Here is a 20,430-nt window from a genome sequence, read left to right on the forward strand (position 1 = left end):
TGTCTCCCTTGTCAAAGAACGTCGAGCGTGGCGGTACCGGCCACGGCGTGCAGGGCGAAGCTGCGTGCATATCCAGCCGGGTCGCTGCCGTCCCAGTGGCTTCCATCCATCAATACGGTGCTACGCATGGGCGAGTCGGGTACGGGGATGTTCAGGGCCGTCGCCGCGTCGCGATAAAGACTGCTCTGTTGCACGCTCTGCGCTACGGCGAGGTAATTCGGATCCTCACGCAGCATGCCCCAACGGCGAAGTTGGGTCATGAACCAGAGGCCGTCGGAATGGTAGGGCATGTTCACCTCGCCATTGCCGAAGAAACGCAGAGGATGCTTGTCCTGCCAGGCGTGCCCGAGACCGTCTTCGTATTGGCCGAGGAAGCGCGGTTCGATGGCGGCCAAAGGCGCATTCACATAATCGCTGCCGGCGATCAGCTGTGCGGTGCTGCGTCGGTTCTCCTGGCTTTCATCGATAAAGCGGCTGGCTTCAAGGACGGCCATGACCAGCGCTCGGGCGGTGTTGGGGTATGCCTCGACAAAGGCGCGGGTGCAGCCCAATACCTTTTCTGGATGATCGGGCCAGATTGACTGGCTGGTGGCCAAGGTAAAGCCTATTTCGTCTTCAATGGCCTGTGCTCCCCACGGCTCGCCCGCGCAAAAGCCGTCGATACGCCCCGCCCGCAAATGAGCGACCATCTGCGATGGCGGCACCACCAATGTGCGTACGTCCTTCAAGGGATGGATGCCGCAGGCCGCCAGCCAGTAGTAGAGCCAGATCGCATGGGTGCCGGTGGGAAACGTCTGGGCCAGTGTGAGTTTCGCACCACTCTGGCGCACGCATTTACCGAGTGCCTCGGCATCGGTCACGCCAAGCCCTTTCAGGCTGTTGGAAAGACTGATGCCCTGGCCATTCTGGGCCAGCCCCATGAGCACGGCCATATCCACGGGTGCACCGCCGCCAATGCCCAGGTGCATGGCATAGATCAGTCCGTAGAGACCCTGCGCAGCATCCAGCTCGCCCTCGACCAGCTTGTCGCGCAGGTTCGACCAGGAACTCTGCCGGCGCAGGTTAAGCGTGAGCCCGTATGGCTGGGCGAAACCTTGAGTCGCCGCAACTATCAACGACGCGGCGTCGGTAAGGGCCATGAAACCGAGATTGACGACGTGCTTTTCTGGCGCGTCGCTACCGGCTACCCAAGCCAGGGCGTTGGAGCGGGGCGGTGTGTTGGGATCGGTCATGCTGAAAAACCTTTGCCATGCGAACGCGCGTCGTCGCTGTATGAAGCGGCTGGACGCGCTGGAGAACATGGGTTGGCATAGCAAGCCATATGCCAAACGCCTCCATGCCGTCACCGACAATCCGGCGGCGACTGTAGGCAGTCGAGAAAGCGCAGTGAGCTTCAGCGTGGATAGAGCGGCGGTAGGGCGCCTGTTTCTTGCTCAACGTCGGTGGGTTGCGCTGTCGGCAAACTCTGGATGGCGTGCCACAGCGCCTCGCCCTGCCAACGCTGGCCGGTCTCGCTGTAAAGCGCGCCATTGAGCCCATCGAGGGCGTCGGACAGCGGTACGAAGCGCGCGGCCATATCAGCCAGCGTCTCGGGTTGTTGGCGTGCCCAGGCATCGAGCGCGTGGCGCGTCGTCTGGGTGTCATTAGCCAGGCAGGCGCGCTTGAGATCATCGAGCAGGCTGCGCGGCGTGGGGCCGGTCTGCGGGGGGCGGATTACCGCCGGCTGGTTGCGCGCGCGCAGCCACAAACCGAAGCCGAGCAGGGTGCTCAGGGCCAGCACTGCGCTGCTCAGCTGCCAGGGCCACAGCTGCACCTGCTTGCCCGATTGCGGCGTATCGGCAGACTCGACCGCCGGTTGTTGAAGGTCGGGGTTTTCTGCCACGTGCAGCGCTCGCTCGGGCAGAGTGCTGCGCTCCAGTCGATCCTCGGTGGTGTTCCACCAGATCAGCTCCACGGCCGGCAGTAGAAAATCTCCGGCTCGCGTTGCCACGAGGGCCTCGCGCTGCTCGCGGCTGCCGTTGACCCCGTTGTTGGTGACCTCGTTACTCAGGCTCGGTTGATCGGGATAGTGGCGCAGCCCCGGCACCTGCGGCGATTCGATTGGGGGCAGCTGCGTGCTGGACAGACCTTCCGCCTTCAACAGCAGACTGCGCGTCAGCGCTTCGCCGAGCTCCGCGTCCTGCGGGTCGGGGCTCCAGGCTTCGACCAGGGTCAGATTGCTCGCCGGCAGCCAGGGCGCATCGGCGGGATATTCGGCCGGTTTGGGTTTGACTTGCAGCGGAATGGTGGGGGATTTCACCTGCATGGACTTACCGAAGCGCGAGCCGTAGTAGTCACCGTTCGAGGGCGTGGCCGTAGTGGCGCTGAACAGCTGCGCGGGGATGGTCAGCGTGCCGCTCTTTTGCGGAAACAACGCATAGCGGATCTCGATCACGCCGTGGCGAATGCCGTTGATGTCTTTTTCATAAGTGCGCGGTTCGCCCAACCGCTCGACCAGCGCATCGCTCATCTGCAAGGGCGAAAGTGTGCTGTCGTCATAGAGCGAAACCGAATGGTAGATGCGCAGGGTCAGGACGACCTGCGCCTGCACGTAGACGCTGTCCTGATCGAGGCTGGCGTCGATGAATATAGGTGCAAGCTTGTCGCCACCGTCCGCGCTGGATTCGCTGACGTGCAGGGTGATGGGTTCGCTGCGCCAATCGCCCAGCTGTAGCGGCGGGATCACGACATAGCCGGCCTGCCGCGGCTGCAGCGTGATCAGCCACTGAGTGATGGCACGCGCCTCGCCATTGGCGCCTGACAACTGATTGACCTGACGGGTGCCGAATACCTTGAACAGGCCATCGAGCGGTTGCAGATCCGGTTTGCTGAATACGGTGGCGTCGTTGGTTTCAAGCGTCAGCTCGACTGTTTCGTCCAGGCTCAGCTGGGTTCGGTCGACCCGTGCGACCAGTGTGGAGGCGCTCGCCTGGCAGCCGAGCAGGAGCAGAAACACCAGTGTCATCAGCCGCATCATTGGTTCATTTCCTGGCGCTTGCGTTGTTCGTAGAGAAACTTGCGGCGCAGCAGTTCGCCGGGGTTGTCGGGAATTTTGCGTAACCACTGATTCATCGCCTGATCCTGCTCGGGATCGGCAGAAGCCTCTTGGGCCTGGGCCAGCGTCGCGTCTGCATCGCCGTTCTGCTTCGTCTCGGCGGGCGTAGTGTCTGGCGCCGGATTGGCGTCTTGGCTCGCGTCACCGCTGGCATCGTCCTGCTCGGCGGTTTCAGCTGCTTCAGGCGAGGAGCCAGCTGAGCCCTGGGTCGAAGGCGTCTGTTGCGTTTGCCCGGTATCTGGTGGGGCATCCTGCGGGGGCTGAACTGCTGAGGTTTCGTTCTGCTGTGCCTGTTGCTGGCGCTGGCGGAGGATCTCTTCGACGGTGGCCTTGTTGCGACGGGCCGGGTCTAGCTCCGGATCCAATGCCAGCGCTTGATCATAGGCTTCAATGGCGGCCTCCAGTTCCTGATTGCGCGCCAACGCATTACCGCGGTTGTAGTGATCCGCGGCGGTATCGCCTTTGGAGAACTGCTCGGCGGCACCTGCAAAGTCACCGGCCTGATAGCGAGCTAACCCTTGCCATTGATGATCTTCGAACCGCTCGGCGGCCTCGGTTGGACGCTCGGATTGCAGCAGGCGCATGCCTTGCTGATCCGGCCGTAACCATAGGCCCTCCATGCTCAGCGCATTCGCCGGCTGCGGCATGAAGATGATCAGGGGCAGGCAGAATAGCCAGCCGCGGCGCCCGGCGCAGGCTGCCAGCAACAGCAGCGGCAATATCAGCCAGTGGCCCTGATCCAGCCACGTGTCGAGCCGGGTCGTGTCGTCCTTGGTTAGCAACGTCCCGCTGCGCTCCAGTAATCCCAGGTTGCGCAAATCCGTGTCGTCGATCCGTGCCTGCTGATAGCGCCCACCGATGTCGGTCGCGAAATGGCGCATCGCGCTGCCGTCCAGACGCGGGATCAGAATGCTGCCCTTGTCATCTTTGAGAAAGCTGCCGTCTTCCTTGGCGATTGGAGCGCCTTGTTCGGTGCCGATGCCGAGAATCAGCAGTTGCTGGTCGCTATCGTCGAGCAACGTGCGGATCGCTGAGCGTTCCTGTTCGTCCAGGCTGCTACCGATCAGAAGCAGTCGGCCTCGTCCGCGGGCGCCTCGCTCAAGTAGCTCAATGCCTTGTGCCACCGCCAGGTCCGCTCGGTGTCCGGGTTCCGGCATCAGCTCCGGCTGCAGCGCGCTCAGGAGGTTCTGTGTCGTGGCGATATCGTTGGACAGCGGCACCAGCGTGTGGGCGCTGCCGGCAAACACGACAACGGCGGTTTGGGCATCCTGACGGGTATGCAGCAGATCGAGAATTTTGCGCTTGGCCTGCTCCAGGCGGTTGGGGCGTACATCGGCAGCGAGCATCGCGGGCGTTGTGTCCAGCAGCACCACCAGCGGGTCGGTGCGCGTCAGGCTGGGTTGTTCGGCGTGCTGCCAACTCGGCCCCAGTAACGCCAGGCAAGCAAGCAGCCAGGCCAAGCCGAGCAGTAACCATGGCCGCCTGCTGTTGCGCAGCTTGCCGCGGGTCAGCAGTGCCGCATGGAAGGCTTCGGGCAACAGGCGCTGCCAGCGACCGATCTGCCGTTGACGATGCCAGAGACGCCACAGCAACCAGATCGGCAGAGGCAGGATCAACAGCCAGAACGGCCGAAGCAAATGTGGCAGCAACTCACTCACGAGCGCTCTCCACGCCAGCCGAGGCGCTGAGGTGACAGATGCCAAAGTCTGCTTGCAACCAGTAGCAGACTGATCAGCAGGGCTGCCGCCAGTGGCCAGACATATAGCGCTTCGGCGACGCGTGCCCTTGCCGGCTGTTGCGCGGCGGGTTCGAGTTGATCGAGGGTGGCGCCGATGGCCTTCAACTCCTCGCTCGAGCGCGCTCGAAAGTATTTGCCGCCGGTTTGCTCGGCGATTGCTCGCAGTGTCGGTTCGTCCAGTTCGGCGCCGGTGTTGAAACCGAAACGACTGAGCGCGCCATCGGTCTGCGCATCGGCGCCGATGCCAATGGTATGCACCTTTACGCTCTCACCTGCTGCCAGGCGTGCAGCCAGCAACGGTTCGATCTCGCCGCCGTTGTTGGCACCGTCGGTGATCAATACCAGCACTCGGCTTTCAGCGGGGCGTTCGCGCAAGCGCTTGACCGCCAGCCCAATGGCGTCGCCGATGGCCGTGTTATTGCCGGCGATGCCGATGACGGCCTCGTCGAGCCAGGTGCGCACGGTTTGGCGGTCGAAGGTCAGCGGCGCTTGCAGATAAGCCTTGCTGCCGAAAAGGATCAGGCCGACACGGTCGCCGCGACGTTCGATGATGAAATCGCCGAGCAGATGTTTGACCAGCTCCAGGCGGCTGACCTCGTCTCCCTGCCACTGCATGTCGGGGTAGTCCATCGACCCGGATACATCTACCGCCAATAGAAGATCACGGCCACTGGTGGGCAACGGCAATGGTTCACCGAGCCATTGTGGCCTGGCGGCGGCAAACAGCAGCAGCGACCAGACCACCAGGTACGGCAGTTGCTGACGCCACGAGGGAAGGGCGACGGCAGCGCGGCGACCCGCCAGCGATTCCAGTTCGCCGAGGAAGCTGACCTTCAAGGCGGCATCGCCACTGTCGACGGCCGGCAGCAGCCTGCGCAGCAGCCAGGGCAATGGAAATAGCAGGAAAACCCACGGCCACGCCAGTTCAAACATGCTTGCGAATCCAGATATGCACGGCCTGTTCCAGGCCCTGAATGGCCTTGTCATCCAGCCGGCATTCGGCGCGGTAAACGCCTTCGACCAGTACCATCCAGCGAGTCAAACCGGCGGCTGGGCAGCGACTGTCGAGAAACGCCAGCCAGGCGCGACCGCTGAGCGTGTGCGGGTGATCGTCCGGATAGCGGATGCGGCACAGGCGCTTGAGCAGCGCGTTGAGCTGCTGCAACCACTGGTTTGCCGGCTGCCCATCGTAGGGCTTGTTCAACTGGGTGAGTTCGATCAGCGCGACATGGCGCTGAGGCTCGATGGCAGCCTCTGTGCCGTCGGCGGTTTCGTCTCGTTGCCAGCGCCGCCAAGGCCGCAAGCGCATCAGCAACAGAATGCTGAGGCTCAGCGCTGCAAGAAACCACCAGCCGGGCGCTGGTGGCCACCAGATAATGGGCGCCGGTGTGATCAAGGGTTCGAGTTGATCGAGCGTGCTCATCGGCGCGCTCCGGGATGCTGCACGCTGAGGTGATCGCGCAGTTGATCGACCAATTCATACTGAGCATTCAGCGGCATCAACGGCAATCGCAGGCGATCAGCCAAGCGCTGCCAGCGTGCGCTGCGGGCCTCGCCTTGGCGACGGTAGGTCTGGCGTAGGGCCTCATCATGGGTGTCCAGTTCCAACCGCGCGCCGAGCTGAGCAAAACGCAGCAGGCCGGCGGCCGGCAAGGCATGGTCAAGGGGATCGAAAACCGGCATCAGCAATAGATCGACATGGCGCGCGAGCAATGTCAGCTGTTGTTCGGCCGCATCGCCAAGGGCGCGCTCGTCACAGACAATTACCGCCAGACTTCCGGGACGCAACACTTCGCGGGCTCGTCTTAACGCCAGGCCGAACGAATCCGGGTCGCTGTTCTGGTCCGCATCCAGTCCGGCGTTTGCCCGGGCTAGGCGATCAAGCAGCTGCAGCAGACTCTGCTTGCTGCGTCGCGGTTTGATCTCATGCTGTTCGCCGTGACCGAAGACCAAGCCGCCGACACGGTCGTTATGGCTCAGCGCGGCCCAGCCGACAAGGCTGGCAGCTCGGGCGGCAAGCACCGATTTGAAGGCCATGCCGCTGCCGAAAAATAACCGGGGGCTTTGCTCCACGAGAATGTAAATAGGTCGTTCGCGCTCTTCGTGGAACAGCTTTGTATGGGGCTCCTGGGTTCGCGCCGTTACTCGCCAATCGATGGTGCGAACATCATCGCCGGCCTGATAGATACGCACTTGATCGAAGTCCACACCACGCCCGCGGAGCTTGGAGTGGTGCAGGCCGACCAGTTGGCTGCGCCGGTGCGGACTTGAAAACAAGGGCACCTCTCTGACTCGATGGCGAATGTCGATCAGCTCGGCCAGACTCACACGTATTCCGTCACCGGGCGAGTGTGGCGCATGGCCGTTGCCGGCGGTCGGCGAAGGTTGCATCAGGCCACCGCCACCACGTCGAGGATGCGCTGCAGAACGCGATCCTGATCGATGCCGGCGGCTTCCGCTTCGAATGAAAGGATCAGGCGGTGGCGCAGTACGTCGAACAGCATGGCCTGGATATCTTCCGGGCTGACGAAATCACGACCCGCCAGCCAGGCGTGGGCACGGGCGCAGCGGTCCAGCGATATCGAGCCACGCGGGCTGGCGCCATAAGCGATCCAGCCGGCCAACTCGGCGTCGAACTTGGCGGGAGTGCGGGTCGCCATGACCAGTTGCACCAGGTATTCCTCCACCGCATCGGCCATGTATAAGCCGAGAATTTCTTTTCGCGCAGCGAAGATCGCTTGCTGCGAAACGCGATGCTCGGGAGGGGTTTCGCCGTTGATGGCTTCGCCGCGGGCTTGCTGAAGGATGCGACGCTCCACCGATGCATCGGGGAAGCCGAGTTTCACGTGCAGCAGAAAGCGGTCGAGCTGCGCTTCGGGCAATGGATAGGTGCCTTCCTGCTCGATGGGATTCTGGGTTGCCATCACCAGAAACAGCGGCGATAGGTCATAGGTGCTGCGGCCGACGCTGACCTGGCGCTCGGCCATGGCTTCGAGCAGCGCCGATTGGACTTTCGCCGGAGCACGGTTGATTTCGTCTGCCAGTACCAAATTGTGAAAAATAGGCCCCTGTTGAAAGACGAAGCTGCCGGTTTCCGGGCGATAAATTTCCGTACCGGTGATATCGGCCGGGAGCAGGTCGGGGGTGAATTGGATGCGGTGAAACTCAGCCTCGATCCCGCCTGCCAGCTCTTTGATGGCCCGGGTCTTGGCCAGACCCGGGGCGCCTTCGACGAGCAGGTGGCCGTCGGCTAGCAATGCAATCAGCAGTCGCTCTATCAGCCGTTCCTGGCCAAGAATCTGGGTTGAAAGAAACTGTCGCAACGCGACTATTGCTTCACGGTGGTCCATCGCTGAGCTCTTCTGAAGGGGCGTGTCGGGGCGGGCGCTCGACGGCTAAGACTTTAATTCATTGCCGAGGCACAGGCTATGCGCGGCTCGGCAACTTCGTCACTCCAGGACGCGCCAGGCGAGTCCGTAAGCTGGTCGTCATGTTCACGAATTAAATGTGACGGTTGGGTCACTGGCATCGCCAGACAAGGGTAGGCCGCGTTCATGCAATCACTGTTTTGCTGAACTAACGTTGAACTTACGCGTGGCGTTGCCAGTCAGGTCCCGCGACTGCCTTAGTCGAATTCCAAGCCAGAATGGAGCGAAAAAATGGCGTTCTTTACAGCTGCCAGCAAAGCCGACTTTCAGCAACAACTGCAAGTGGCCCTGGCGCAGCATGTCGACGAGAAACTCTTGCCACAAGTAGGACTTTTCGCCGAGCAGTTCTTCGGAATCGTCGCTCTATCCGAACTCACCGAGCGACGCATGACCGATCTTGTCGGCTCGACGTTGGCCAGTTGGCGCCTGTTGGAGCGCTTCGATCCGGGCAGTCCGGAAGTTCACGTATTCAACCCTGACTATGAGAAGCACGGCTGGCAGTCGACGCACAGCGTGGTCGAGGTGCTGCACCCCGACATGCCGTTTCTGGTCGATTCGGTGCGGATGGAGCTGACCCGCCGCGGTTATGCGATTCACACGCTGCAGAACAGTGTGTTGCAGGTCCGTCGGGACGCCGATGACAGTTTGCTTGAGCTGCTGCCCAAGGGCAGCTCTGTCGAGGGCAGCGATGCCGAGTCATTGATCTTTGTCGAAATAGACCGCTGCGCCAGCGCCGCTGCTTTGCGCGAACTGGAGCAGTCGCTTCACGGTGTTCTGGCTGAAGTCCGTCTGGCTGTGAACGATTTCCCGGCGATGAAGGCGAAGGCCGAAGAACACTATGCCCGTCTGGGTACGCTGCAGCAGAACGATGCCCAGCTTGCTGAGAGCATGGATTTCATGCACTGGCTGGCCGACGATCATTTCACCTTCCTTGGCTATGAAGAGTTCACCGTCATCGATCAGGGCGACGGTGGCCGGATCATCTATGACGAATCGTCGCTACTGGGCTTGTCGCGCACCTTACGCACGGGTCTCGAAGAAAGTGAACAGCTGATCATGCCGCCCGCCTTGGCTTATTTGCGCGAGCCGTTACTGCTGTCGTTCGCCAAAGCGGCGACGCCGAGCAGGGTGCATCGGCCGGCGTATCCCGATTTCGTCTCCATTCGGGAGTTCGACGAGCAGGGGCGGGTAACCAAGGAGTGCCGCTTCCTCGGCCTGTTTACCTCCTCTGTCTACACCCAGAGCGTGCGGCGGATTCCCTATATCCGCAGCAAGGTCGCCGAAGTGGTGGAACGCTCCCATTTCGAGGATTCCGCGCATCTGGCCAAGGAACTGATTCAGGTACTTGAAGTGCTGCCGCGCGATGAGCTGTTCCAGATGACCATCGATCAGCTCTTCGACACCGCCATCGCCATCGTGCAGATTCAAGAGCGCAACAAGCTGCGGCTGTTCCTGCGCATCGATCCCTACGGTCGCTTCTGCTATTGCCTGGCCTATGTGCCGCGAGACAGCTACTCGACCGAAACGCGACTGCGCATTCAGCAGGTGCTGGTGGACAGGCTCGAGGCCAGCGGCTGTGAGTTCTCGACCTACTTCTCCGAGTCAGTGCTGATTCGCGTGCAGTTTTTGTTGCGTCTGGATCCGAACAAGCAGGTGCAGTTCGATCCGGCCCAGCTGGAACAGGAAGTGGTGCAAGCTTGCCGGACCTGGCAGGACGACTATTCCAGCGTGGTAATCGAACGCTTCGGCGAAGGCAAGGGCACCGGCATTCTCGGCGATTTCCCGAAGGGCTTCCCGGCCGGTTACCGCGAGCGCTTCGCCCCTCACTCGGCTGCGGTCGACATGCAGCACGTGTTGAGTCTGAGCGAAGAGCGCCCCTTGGTGATGAGCTTCTATCAGCCGATCACGGCGGTGGAAAATCGTCTGCACTGCAAGCTCTATCACCTGAACACACCGCTACCGCTGTCAGACATGCTGCCGATTCTGGAAAATCTTGGCTTGCGTGTGCTGGGTGAATTTCCCTTCCATCTGCGACGTAAGGACGGTCGCGAATACTGGATTCACGATTTCGCGTTCACCTATGCCGAGGGGCTCGAAATCGATCTGATGGAGATCAACGAGCCGCTGCAGGATGCCTTCATTGCCATCCACAACGGTCAGGCGGAGAACGACGCCTTCAATCGACTGGTATTGACCGCCGGGCTGACCTGGCGCGAAGTGGCGCTGCTGCGCGCCTACGGTCGCTATCTCAAGCAGATTCGCATGGGTTTCGACCTGGGCTACATCGCCAGCGCGCTGCTCAACCACACCGACATTGCGCGTGAGCTGGTGCGCTTGTTCAAGATGCGCTTCTACCTGGCGCGCAAGCTTGGCGAAGAAGACCTGGCCGATAAGCAGGCTCGGTTGGAACAAGCCATCATCACCGCGCTGGATGATGTCGCCGTGCTCAACGAGGACCGGATCCTGCGGCGCTATCTGGCGCTGATCAAGGCAACGTTGCGGACCAACTTCTATCAGGCCGACGCCAGCGGAAAACCAAAGAGCTACTTCAGCTTCAAGCTCGATCCACGTTCGATTCCGGAGATGCCGCGTCCGGCGCCGAAATTCGAAATTTTCGTTTATTCGCCACGTGTCGAAGGCGTGCATTTGCGCGGCGGCAAGGTCGCCCGTGGCGGCTTGCGTTGGTCCGATCGTGAGGAGGATTACCGTACCGAAGTGCTGGGCCTGGTCAAGGCGCAGCAGGTGAAGAACGCGATCATCGTGCCGGGCGGCGCCAAGGGCGGTTTCGTGCCGCGCCGGCTGCCGACCAGCGGCTCGCGCGATGAGGTGCTGGCCGAGGGCATCGCCTGCTATCGGATCTTCATCAGCGGGCTGCTGGATATCACCGACAACCTCAAGGATGGCAACGTGGTGCCGCCTGCCAACGTGCTGCGCTACGACGAAGACGATCCCTATCTCGTCGTCGCGGCCGACAAAGGCACCGCTACATTCTCTGACATTGCCAACGGCATCGCCGCCGAGTACGACTTTTGGCTGGGTGATGCCTTCGCCTCCGGCGGTTCGGCCGGCTATGACCACAAGAAGATGGGCATCACTGCCAAGGGTGCCTGGGTGTCGGTACAACGGCATTTCCGCGAACGCGGCATAGACGTACAGCGCGATCCGGTCAGCGTGATCGGCATCGGCGACATGGCCGGGGATGTGTTTGGCAACGGCCTGCTGATGTCCGAGACGCTGCTACTGGTAGCCGCCTTCAACCACTTGCACATCTTCATCGACCCGGAGCCGAATGCGGTACGCAGTTTTGTCGAGCGCAAGCGCCTGTTCGATCTGCCGCGCTCATCCTGGACTGATTACGACGCTTCGCTGATTTCCCAAGGGGGCGGCATTTTCCCGCGCTCGGCCAAACGCATCGAAATCACCCCGCAGATGAAGGCGCGTTTCGAGATCGAAGCGGATCAGCTCACCCCGGCCGAACTCATCCATGCGCTGCTCAAGGCACCGGTGGATCTGCTCTGGAACGGTGGCATCGGCACCTACGTCAAGAGCAGCCTGGAGAGCCACGCGGATGTCGGCGACAAGGCCAACGATATGCTGCGCGTCAATGGCAGCGAGCTACGGGCCAAGGTCATCGGTGAGGGAGGCAACCTTGGCATCACCCAGCTGGGGCGAGTCGAGTATTGCCTGCATGGCGGCGCGGCGAACACTGACTTCATCGATAACGCGGGTGGAGTCAACTGCTCCGACCATGAGGTCAATATCAAGATTCTGCTCAACGAAACCGTCAGCGCGGGCGATATGACCGGCAAGCAGCGCGACCAGCTGTTGTTCGAGATGACCGATGCAGTGGCCGAGCTGGTGCTGCATGACAACTACAAGCAGACCCAGGCGCTGTCGCAGGCCGAACATCGTGCGCGAGAGGGCGGCGGTGAGTACAAGCGGCTGATCAGCACGCTGGAAGCCGACGGGCTGCTGGATCGCGCGTTGGAATTTCTGCCTACCGACGAGGCGCTGGCCGAGCGCGCGACGCTGGGCAAAGGCCTGACGCGCGCGGAACTCTCGGTTTTGATCTCGTACAGTAAGATCGACCTGAAGGAGGATCTGCTGCAATCGCGCGTGCCGGACGATGCCTATCTGGCGCGGGAGATGGAAAGCGCCTTCCCGCAACTGTTGGCCGAGCAGTATCGCGGTGCGATGCTGCAGCATCGTCTGAAGCGAGAGATCGTCAGCACGCAGATCGCCAACGATCTGATCAACAACATGGGCATCACCTTCGTGCAGCGGCTCAGAGAGGCCACAGGGCTGAGCGCGGCGAATGTTGCGGGTGCCTATGTGATCGTGCGGGACATTTTTCATCTGCCGCACTGGTTCCGTCAGATCGAGGCGCTGGACTACAAGGTGCCGGCCGAACTGCAGCTGAACCTCATGGAAGAGCTCATGCGGCTAGGGCGTCGCGCTACTCGGTGGTTCTTGCGCAACCGTCGTAGCGAGCTGGATGCGGCGCGCGACGTTGGACATTTCGGTCCGCGTGTCGCGGCACTCGGGTTGAAACTCGATTCGCTGCTGCAGGGCGGCACGCGTGAGCTTTGGCAGGCCCGTTACGAACGCTACACCGAGGCAGGCGTTCCTGAATTGCTGGCGCGGATGGTAGCCGGTACCAACCATCTGTACACATTACTGCCGATTCTGGAAGCGGCTGACGAAACCGGCCAACCGCCGGCTGATGTCGCGGCTGCATACTTCGCCGTCGGCGGCGCACTGGAGTTGCCCTGGTATTTGCAGCAGGTCACCGGTCTACCGGTCGAGAACAACTGGCAGGCGCTGGCGCGAGAAAGCTTTCGCGATGATCTCGACAGCCAACAGCGCGCCATCACCGTTTCGGTGTTGCAGATGAGCGACGCGCCTGAGGATTTGGATGCTCGCGTTCAGCTCTGGCTGGAACAGCGCGAATATCAGGTCGAGCGTTGGCGGCGGATGCTGGTCGAGTTGCGTGGCGCTAGTACGGTCGACTATGCCATGTATGCAGTTGCCGGACGCGAACTGCAGGACTTGGCGTTGGAGAGCGCGCGACGCTAGGGCATGCTGAATCGCCAATTTCTCTGGCGACTTCACGATAAACGCCGGTGCATGTGCATCGGCGTTTTGCATTCAGCTATTGGTCTGCAGTTGCGCAGTGAAGTCACTGCGGGCGTCGTGGACGATGAATTGCGGAACGTCCAAGCCGAAATCAATCCGGCTGTGCCGCTCGATGGCCGAGGCGGAAGCGGGTGATCTGGGGCAGGTCACGCAGATAACGGACCATGTCTGGCGCGCCAGCGTACTTGAGTCCTTCACCCAGCGCATTGGCGGCGGGCTCCCGCTTGTCCAGCAACAGCAACTCGGAGTTATTGACGTTGCGCAACAGCGTTAAGCGAGCATAAGGGACTTTGGTATCGAGCAGCAGGCCCATGAATTCGCGATCGTTCCAGGCCTGCGCCGGCATGGTGACGGCATGGTATTCATTGTCCAGCGCTTGCAACCCGCCTGCATCGAGCCGGTAGTCGGTCAGCTCACACGGCAGTGATACCTCCAACCCCCGCAGTCGCGCATAAGCAATGGCGCAAGCGAAGGCTTCTGCATGATGCTCGCCTGACCAGTAAGTCCGCTCGCCAAGCCAGCTGGCTTGGCGAAGCTCGATCGGGGTATTGGTCTGGAAGTCGGGTAGGGCAGCGGTGATGGTTCGCACAAAATCCTTGTAGCTGATCACGCGTAGCTGCCGGCAGGCCGGTGTAGCGGCAAAGGCTTCGAACGTTGGATAGATTTTTCCATCCGTGCTCTGCCCCCCGAGACCGTCTACCTGCCGCAGATCAAGTGACGGATAACTGCTAACTTCCTCTCGCACCAGGCGGGTCAAGGCTGCGCGAGCTCTGGCTTTGTCCTCCTGGATTGGGCCGGAGAGTGCGCCCCTTGGCAGATCGACGAATCGTTGCAGGCAGGGCCCGTCATGCCAGAAGATACTCGGCGCTGGCTCGGAGAGCGGAGCGAAGGGCAATCGGATTTGGCTGGCGTGCTCAAGGATATGACGCGGCGATTTGCCGGTCAGTCCAAGGCGTTGGGCAAATCTGGCGATTCGGGAGGTCACGGACGGCATCGGCTCGGGCAGGCTCATCATTGTGGATGAACGCGTTGGGCTACGGCCGAAGTTTGGCAGAGCCGGCGACGTCGCGCACTGCCTTTGCCGAGCTTTTGCCTGCGGATATAACACATAGGCGTGTCTACGAAAGGCCGCGTGCTACTGGTGGGATGCCACAATTGCAAAATCGCTGCACTGATCAATGAGGAGCCTCCATGCCAAACCTCGTGCTGGATATCGCGTTACCTGCCGACAGGCTGCTGGCTGTCTATCAGGGGCGTGCCAATCGTATCCTGATCAAGAGCCGGGAAGGAACGAGCGTCAGCTTACCGGCACACCATTTGCGACCCTTTCTGACAACAGCGGGTGTGTTTGGTTCATTTGAGATGGAATTCGCTCAAGAGGGCAAGCTGATTCGCTTGCGTCGGCTCGATTAGACGCTTTTCCGGTGGCGGTTCCGCGCCGCTGAAAATGGCTCTCTCCTGCTATACTCCGGCGCCACACTTTCCAGGATCTAGGCTGCGTATGTATAACCTGGCCCGCCAGTTGTTGTTCAAGTTTACCCCTGAGACTTCCCATGAGCTGTCGCTCGACCTTATCGGTGCGGGTGGCCGTCTGGGGCTTAACGCCATGTTGAGCAAAGCGCCGGCGAGTTTGCCGGTGCGGGTGATGGGGTTGGACTTCCCCAACCCTGTGGGGCTGGCAGCCGGGCTGGACAAGAATGGCGAGGCGATCTGCGGCATGTCTCAGTTGGGGTTCGGTTTTATCGAAGTGGGCACCGTGACGCCCCGGCCGCAGCCAGGCAATCCGAAGCCACGCATCTTTCGCCTGCCGGAAGCCGAAGCGATCATCAACCGCATGGGTTTCAATAACCATGGTGTCGATGCGCTGCTGGAGCGGGCCGATGCAGCCCGTTTCAAGGGCATTCTGGGCATCAATATCGGCAAGAACTTCGATACCCCGGTCGAGCGTGCCCAGGACGATTACCTGTTGTGCCTGGACAAGGTTTACCACCAGGCGAGCTACGTCACCGTGAACGTCAGCTCGCCTAACACACCGGGGCTGCGCAGCCTGCAGTTCGGCGATTCGCTCAAGCAATTACTCGACGCGCTTCGTTTGCGCCGGGAAGATCTGGAGGTGTTGCACGGTAAGCGCGTGCCGTTGGCAATCAAGATCGCGCCGGACATGACTGACGAAGAAACCGTGCTGGTTGCCGAAGCTGTATTGCAGGCCGGGATGGACGCCATCATCGCGACGAACACGACGCTTGGTCGTGAAGGCGTCGCCGGTCTTGCTCACGCAGACGAGGCGGGGGGGCTTTCTGGTTCGCCGGTGCGCGAGAAGAGTACTCACACCGTTAAGGTGCTGGCTGAAACCCTGAGAGGCCGTCTGCCGATCATCGCAGTCGGTGGCATTACCGAGGGGCGGCATGCGGCGGAAAAAATCGAAGCCGGTGCGAGCCTGGTGCAGTTGTATACGGGCTTTATTTACAAGGGGCCGGCATTGATACGTGAGGCTGTGGATGCCATCGCGGCGCTGCAATCTCGGAAGGACGTAGATCGTTAATCTGTTGCCCGGTGGGGCTCCCTGAGGGAGCCCCGGGCTTCAAGCCCGCCGCCCGGGTGGGGCGTGCCAGTTGAAGTCGGTGTGATCCTGAATCAGCCGACCGCGTGTAGTTCGTTCAGTCGATGAAGACCGGCGGCGCCGGTCAGACCATCCCAGTTGTCGCCGCGACCCTCCCGCCAGCCGTTAATCCAGGCTTGGCGTACTTCGGGATGGGAAAAAGGACAGAGATCGCGAGATTTACCGTGTATGCCATGCTGATAACCGCGTAGAAATGCTCGTTCCATCGGATCACGCTTGAGTCTTCTCATTGGGTATTGCCCTCAGTGGTTGACTGGTGTTCCTGTTGACCTCATGGCGAGGTCGGGCAGATCGACTGCCAGCGAAACCCGCTGCCGGCGTGGCGGGTTTCTAACCGAACATCGTTGCGATGCCGGACTGAGTCGAGTTCTAACCCAATGGATCCGAGGCGGGAATGATCGTTTTGTCATAAGTAAGTAACCAAACCATGCTGCTGCCCATAAGGCCCGCGAACCGTGATGCCCGTGGGACCCGATTGCGACCCTGTTACGCCTGCGCTCCGACGGAAGACAGTCGGGATTCGATACAAAATGTTGAAGCCGTCGGGTTCGCGCCAAGCCCCAGCCGAATCTAATTATTTCTGGACATACCATGACTGATCGCCACGAACTTATCCTCACCTGTCCCAAGGGACTCGAAGGTCTATTGCTTGAAGAAGCCGTTGGGCTCGGGCTCGAAGAGGCGCGTGAACAGACCGCAGCGATTCGCGGGTTCGGCGACATGGAGGTTGCATATCGGTTGTGCCTTTGGTCGCGATTGGCCAATCGAGTGCTGCTGGTGATCAATCGTTTCGCCACTGAAAACGCCGAAACGCTGTATGACGGAGTCCACCGGATCGACTGGTCGGAGCACCTCGAGGCGACCGGTAGTCTGGCGGTGGAATTTAGCGGTCATGGATCGGGGATCGATAACACTCACTTCGGCGCGTTGAAGGTCAAGGACGCCATCGTCGATCGTCTTCGCACGGCGACCGGTGAGCGCCCTAGCGTCGACAAGCTGAATCCGGATCTGCGTGTTCATCTGCGTCTGGATCGTGGACAGGCGATTCTTTCCCTGGATCTTTCCGGGCACAGCTTGCACCAGCGCGGCTATCGCTTGCAGCAGGGCGCTGCGCCATTGAAGGAAAACCTTGCTGCCGCCGTACTGATTCGTGCTGGGTGGCCTCGCATCGCCGCTGCTGGTGGCGCCCTGACGGACCCCATGTGCGGCGTCGGCACCTTTCTCATCGAAGGCGCCATGATGGCGGCGGACATTGCACCGAACCTGCGCCGTGAGCGTTGGGGCTTCAGTGCCTGGCTCGGGCACGTTCCAGCCTTATGGAGCCGTTTGCATGCTGAGGCGCAGGCGCGCGCCGAGGCGGGTTTGGCCAGAAAGCCGCTGTGGATACGCGGTTACGAGGCGGACCCGCGCCTGATTCAGCCAGCCAAGAACAATATCGAGCGCGCCGGTATGGCGAACTGGATTCGCGTGTATCAAGGCGATGTGGCGACGTTCGAGCCTCGGCCCGATCAGAATCAGAAAGGCTTGGTGATTTGCAATCCGCCCTATGGCGAGCGCCTGGGTGACGAAGCGAGCCTAGTCTATCTCTATCAGAATCTCGGCGAGCGGCTGCGACAGGCCTGCCTTGGCTGGGAGGCTGCAGTGTTGACTTCGGCACCGGACCTCGGCAAGCGCATGGGTATTCGCAGTCACAAGCAATACGCCTTCTGGAACGGCGCGCTGCCCTGCAAGCTGTTGTTGATCAAGGTCGAACTGGATCAGTTCGTCACTGGCCAGCGCGCCACTTCCTCTGAGCGTAAAGCTGATCCGCAACCAGCGGAAGAACTGGCGCGCCTGAGCGAAGGTGGCCAGATGTTTGCCAATCGCTTGCAGAAAAACCTGCGTCTTCTTGGCAAATGGGCGCGCAAGGAAGGTATCGAGTGCTACCGCTTGTATGACGCGGATATGCCGGAGTACGCCTTGGCCATCGATCTGTATGGTGATTGGGTGCATGTGCAGGAGTATGCGCCGCCACGTTCGATCGATCCGGAGAAAGCCCAGGCGCGCCTGTACGACGCGCTGGGCGCTATACCTCAAGCTTTGGGTATTTCCCGTGACCGGGTAGTGGTCAAGCGCCGAGAGCGCCAGAGCGGAACGCGTCAGTACGAGCGCCAGGCCAGCCAGGGAGAATTTCTCGAGGTGAGCGAAGGCGGCATCAAGCTTCTGGTGAATCTCACCGACTACCTGGACACCGGATTATTCCTCGATCATCGGCCGATGCGCCTGCGCATCCAGCGCGAAGCCGCCGGCAAGCGTTTCCTAAACCTCTATTGCTATACGGCTACGGCTACGGTGCACGCCGCCAAGGGCGGGGCTCGTAGCACCACCAGCGTCGATCTGTCGAAAACCTATCTGGATTGGGCGCGGCGCAATTTGGCGCTGAATGGTCTGTCCGATCGGCAGCGTCTGGAGCAAGCGGACGTAATGGCATGGCTGGAAGAGGACGGTGGTGAGTACGATTTGATCTTCATCGATCCGCCGACCTTTTCCAACTCGAAGCGTATGGAAGGTGTCTTCGACGTACAGCGCGATCATGTCTCCTTGCTCGACCTAGCGATGGCGCGGCTGGCTACAGGTGGCACGCTGTATTTTTCCAACAACTTCCGCAAATTCGTGCTCGACCCAGGCATTGCCGAGCGTTACGCCGTTGAGGAAATTACCAGTACCACGCTGGATGAGGACTTCCGCCGTAACAGCAAGATTCATCGGGCCTGGAAGCTCCAGGCGCGCTGACGGGTAGGCGAGGGCAGGTCGGCAGCCATAGCCTTGATGGTGATGCTGCGAGGTGGGCTACGCCGGCGGCATCGGACCGCCGGCGGTCTCCGATTAGCGTTGCGCCGTGCTTTCGTTGCTCGGGCGGTTGTAAAGGCTGACCAGTACCTGATCCAGTACCGAGGAAGCGCCCCAAGGACGTGGGTGGTTGAGTATCGCGACGACTGCCCAAGTGTTGCCGTCGTTATCGCGGCTGTAACCGGCGATTGCCCGCACCGTGTTCAAGGTTCCGGTCTTGATGTGCGCTTTGCCGGCAACGCCTGTGTTGCGCAGACGCTTGCGCATGGTGCCGTCTATCGCCGCCAGTGGCATCGACGAGATGAATTCGGCTGCGTATGGGCTCTGCCAGGCGGCTTGAAGCAGGCTGGCGAGCTCACGTGCGCTGACCCGCTCGGCACGCGACAGACCTGAGCCGTTCTCCATGACCAGGTGCGGTGAGATCAATCCCTTTTTTGCTAGCCACTGACGGATCACCCGTTGTGCAGCTTTGGCGTCATCGGCGTCCGCTTCGTTGCGAAACTCGGCGCCCAGGCTCAGGAACAGCTGCCGCGCCATGGTGTTGTTGCTGTACTTGTTGATGTCGCGGATGATTTCGACCAGATCCGGCGAGTAGGCACGAGCGATCATTCGCGCGTCCTTCGGCACCTGAGCAACCCGGTCGGTGCCAAGAATGCTGCCGCCCAGCTCCTTCCATATCGCACGAACGGCGCCAGCGGCGTAGCGCTGATGGTCGAGCAGGGACAGGTAGGTCTGACCGCTGCATCCCGCCGGAAGTTTGCCGGTCACCACGACGGTGACACCGTCGGCATCCTCGATCGGGTTGTAGCGGATGTCAGGCCAGCCAGGGCATTTGGCTTTTGGCAAGGCCTGGATGCGATTATCGACGCGAACCGTGGCGATCGGTGGCTCGACCACTACGTTCACCTTGCCACCATCGTTGCGGGCAATGAAGCGAAGCGCTTTGAGGTTGATCAATAGCGAATCTGGCCCGACCAAGAAGGGCTTGTTCTTGTCATCGCCGTCATCATCGAAGACCGGCAGCGTGGGCTGGACAAAATGGCTGCGGTCGAGAACCAGATCGCCGGTCACGGTCTGGACGCCGTTGGCGCGCAGGTCACGTAGCAACAGCCAAAGCTTTTCCATGTTGAGCTTGGGATCACCGCCACCCTTGAGGTAAAGGTTGCCGTTCAGGGTGCCGTTTTCAATAGGTCCATCGGCATGAAACTCCGTTTTCCACTGATGGTCGGGGCCCAGCAGCTCCAGGGCGGCATAGGTAGTGACCAGTTTCATGGTCGATGCCGGATTGACTGACACGTCGGCGTTCACGAACGTCGGCGACGCGTTGCTATTGAGCGGCAGCATGACGACCGACAGTGCGCTGCTCTCGATTTTGTTCACTTTGAGAGCCTGCGCCACGCGCGGCGGCAGGGTTTTATTGACCTCCTCGGCAAGCGCCGGGAAGGCCAGCGGTATCGCCAATGCAGCGATCGCTATACGGCTCAGAAACTTGCTTATACCTCTGCCCCGATCGGCTGGGACAGGTACTTCGGAAATCAACGACATGAAGGTTCCCTACTACGTTCAGGGAAGAATGACGGGCCAT

At 61.0% G+C, this 20,430-nt stretch carries 14 protein-coding genes; 4 read left to right on the forward strand and 10 right to left on the reverse strand.

Annotated elements, in window-relative coordinates; all coding sequences use genetic code 11:
• Positions 1 to 11: 11 nt before the first annotated feature.
• From AC2LD7_RS10730 to AC2LD7_RS10760, 7 genes are all read right to left on the reverse strand, one after another.
• Positions 12 to 1,232, reverse strand: a complete 1,221-nt coding sequence (locus tag AC2LD7_RS10730; protein WP_484597726.1) for a CmpA/NrtA family ABC transporter substrate-binding protein — start codon at positions 1,230 to 1,232, stop codon at positions 12 to 14.
• Between the two features lie 161 nt (positions 1,233 to 1,393).
• On the reverse strand, positions 1,394 to 3,016 hold the full coding sequence (locus AC2LD7_RS10735) for a BatD family protein (RefSeq protein WP_484597727.1): 1,623 nt from the start codon (positions 3,014 to 3,016) through the stop codon (positions 1,394 to 1,396).
• On the reverse strand, positions 3,013 to 4,752 hold the full coding sequence (locus AC2LD7_RS10740; RefSeq protein ID WP_484597728.1) for a VWA domain-containing protein: 1,740 nt from the start codon (positions 4,750 to 4,752) through the stop codon (positions 3,013 to 3,015). Before AC2LD7_RS10740 ends, AC2LD7_RS10735 begins: the two co-directional genes overlap by 4 nt.
• Positions 4,749 to 5,765: a vWA domain-containing protein gene (locus AC2LD7_RS10745; RefSeq protein ID WP_484597729.1), complete on the reverse strand. Its 1,017-nt coding sequence runs from the start codon at positions 5,763 to 5,765 to the stop codon at positions 4,749 to 4,751. Before AC2LD7_RS10745 ends, AC2LD7_RS10740 begins: the two co-directional genes overlap by 4 nt.
• Positions 5,758 to 6,255, reverse strand: a complete 498-nt coding sequence (locus AC2LD7_RS10750; RefSeq protein ID WP_484597730.1) for a DUF4381 domain-containing protein — start codon at positions 6,253 to 6,255, stop codon at positions 5,758 to 5,760. The genes AC2LD7_RS10745 and AC2LD7_RS10750 overlap by 8 nt, the downstream gene beginning before the upstream one ends.
• Complete coding sequence (locus AC2LD7_RS10755) at positions 6,252 to 7,223, reverse strand: DUF58 domain-containing protein (protein WP_484597731.1); 972 nt, start codon at positions 7,221 to 7,223, stop codon at positions 6,252 to 6,254. The genes AC2LD7_RS10750 and AC2LD7_RS10755 overlap by 4 nt, the downstream gene beginning before the upstream one ends.
• Positions 7,223 to 8,182: an AAA family ATPase gene (locus AC2LD7_RS10760; protein WP_255959074.1), complete on the reverse strand. Its 960-nt coding sequence runs from the start codon at positions 8,180 to 8,182 to the stop codon at positions 7,223 to 7,225. The genes AC2LD7_RS10755 and AC2LD7_RS10760 overlap by 1 nt, the downstream gene beginning before the upstream one ends.
• 309 nt (positions 8,183 to 8,491) lie before the next feature.
• Here AC2LD7_RS10760 and AC2LD7_RS10765 point away from each other — a divergent pair, with 309 nt between their 5' ends.
• Positions 8,492 to 13,336 (forward strand): NAD-glutamate dehydrogenase, encoded by a 4,845-nt coding sequence (locus tag AC2LD7_RS10765; RefSeq protein ID WP_484597732.1) that lies wholly within the window; start codon positions 8,492 to 8,494, stop codon positions 13,334 to 13,336.
• A gap of 151 nt (positions 13,337 to 13,487) precedes the next feature.
• Here AC2LD7_RS10765 and AC2LD7_RS10770 read toward each other — a convergent pair whose 3' ends face one another.
• The gene (locus AC2LD7_RS10770) at positions 13,488 to 14,411 is read right to left on the reverse strand and encodes a DUF6685 family protein (RefSeq protein WP_484597733.1); all 924 of its coding nucleotides are present in this window, start codon (positions 14,409 to 14,411) and stop codon (positions 13,488 to 13,490) included.
• A 176-nt stretch (positions 14,412 to 14,587) separates the two neighbouring features.
• On the opposite strand from AC2LD7_RS10770, the gene AC2LD7_RS10775 reads away from it, so the two are divergent.
• The gene (locus AC2LD7_RS10775) at positions 14,588 to 14,809 is read left to right on the forward strand and encodes a DUF2835 domain-containing protein (protein WP_484597734.1); all 222 of its coding nucleotides are present in this window, start codon (positions 14,588 to 14,590) and stop codon (positions 14,807 to 14,809) included.
• Between the two features lie 88 nt (positions 14,810 to 14,897).
• Positions 14,898 to 15,938, forward strand: a complete 1,041-nt coding sequence (locus AC2LD7_RS10780; RefSeq protein WP_484597735.1) for a quinone-dependent dihydroorotate dehydrogenase — start codon at positions 14,898 to 14,900, stop codon at positions 15,936 to 15,938.
• A 92-nt stretch (positions 15,939 to 16,030) separates the two neighbouring features.
• Here AC2LD7_RS10780 and rmf read toward each other — a convergent pair whose 3' ends face one another.
• Positions 16,031 to 16,246 (reverse strand): ribosome modulation factor, encoded by a 216-nt coding sequence (gene rmf / locus AC2LD7_RS10785; RefSeq protein ID WP_021207445.1) that lies wholly within the window; start codon positions 16,244 to 16,246, stop codon positions 16,031 to 16,033.
• Between the two features lie 361 nt (positions 16,247 to 16,607).
• On the opposite strand from rmf, the gene rlmKL reads away from it, so the two are divergent.
• Positions 16,608 to 18,788, forward strand: a complete 2,181-nt coding sequence (rlmKL, locus tag AC2LD7_RS10790; protein ID WP_484597736.1) for a bifunctional 23S rRNA (guanine(2069)-N(7))-methyltransferase RlmK/23S rRNA (guanine(2445)-N(2))-methyltransferase RlmL — start codon at positions 16,608 to 16,610, stop codon at positions 18,786 to 18,788.
• A 93-nt stretch (positions 18,789 to 18,881) separates the two neighbouring features.
• Here the strand turns inward: rlmKL and dacB are convergent, their stop codons facing one another.
• On the reverse strand, positions 18,882 to 20,390 hold the full coding sequence (gene dacB / locus AC2LD7_RS10795; protein ID WP_484597737.1) for a D-alanyl-D-alanine carboxypeptidase/D-alanyl-D-alanine endopeptidase: 1,509 nt from the start codon (positions 20,388 to 20,390) through the stop codon (positions 18,882 to 18,884).
• Positions 20,391 to 20,430: the final 40 nt, after the last annotated feature.

Source organism: Stutzerimonas sp. (assembly GCF_982611455.1).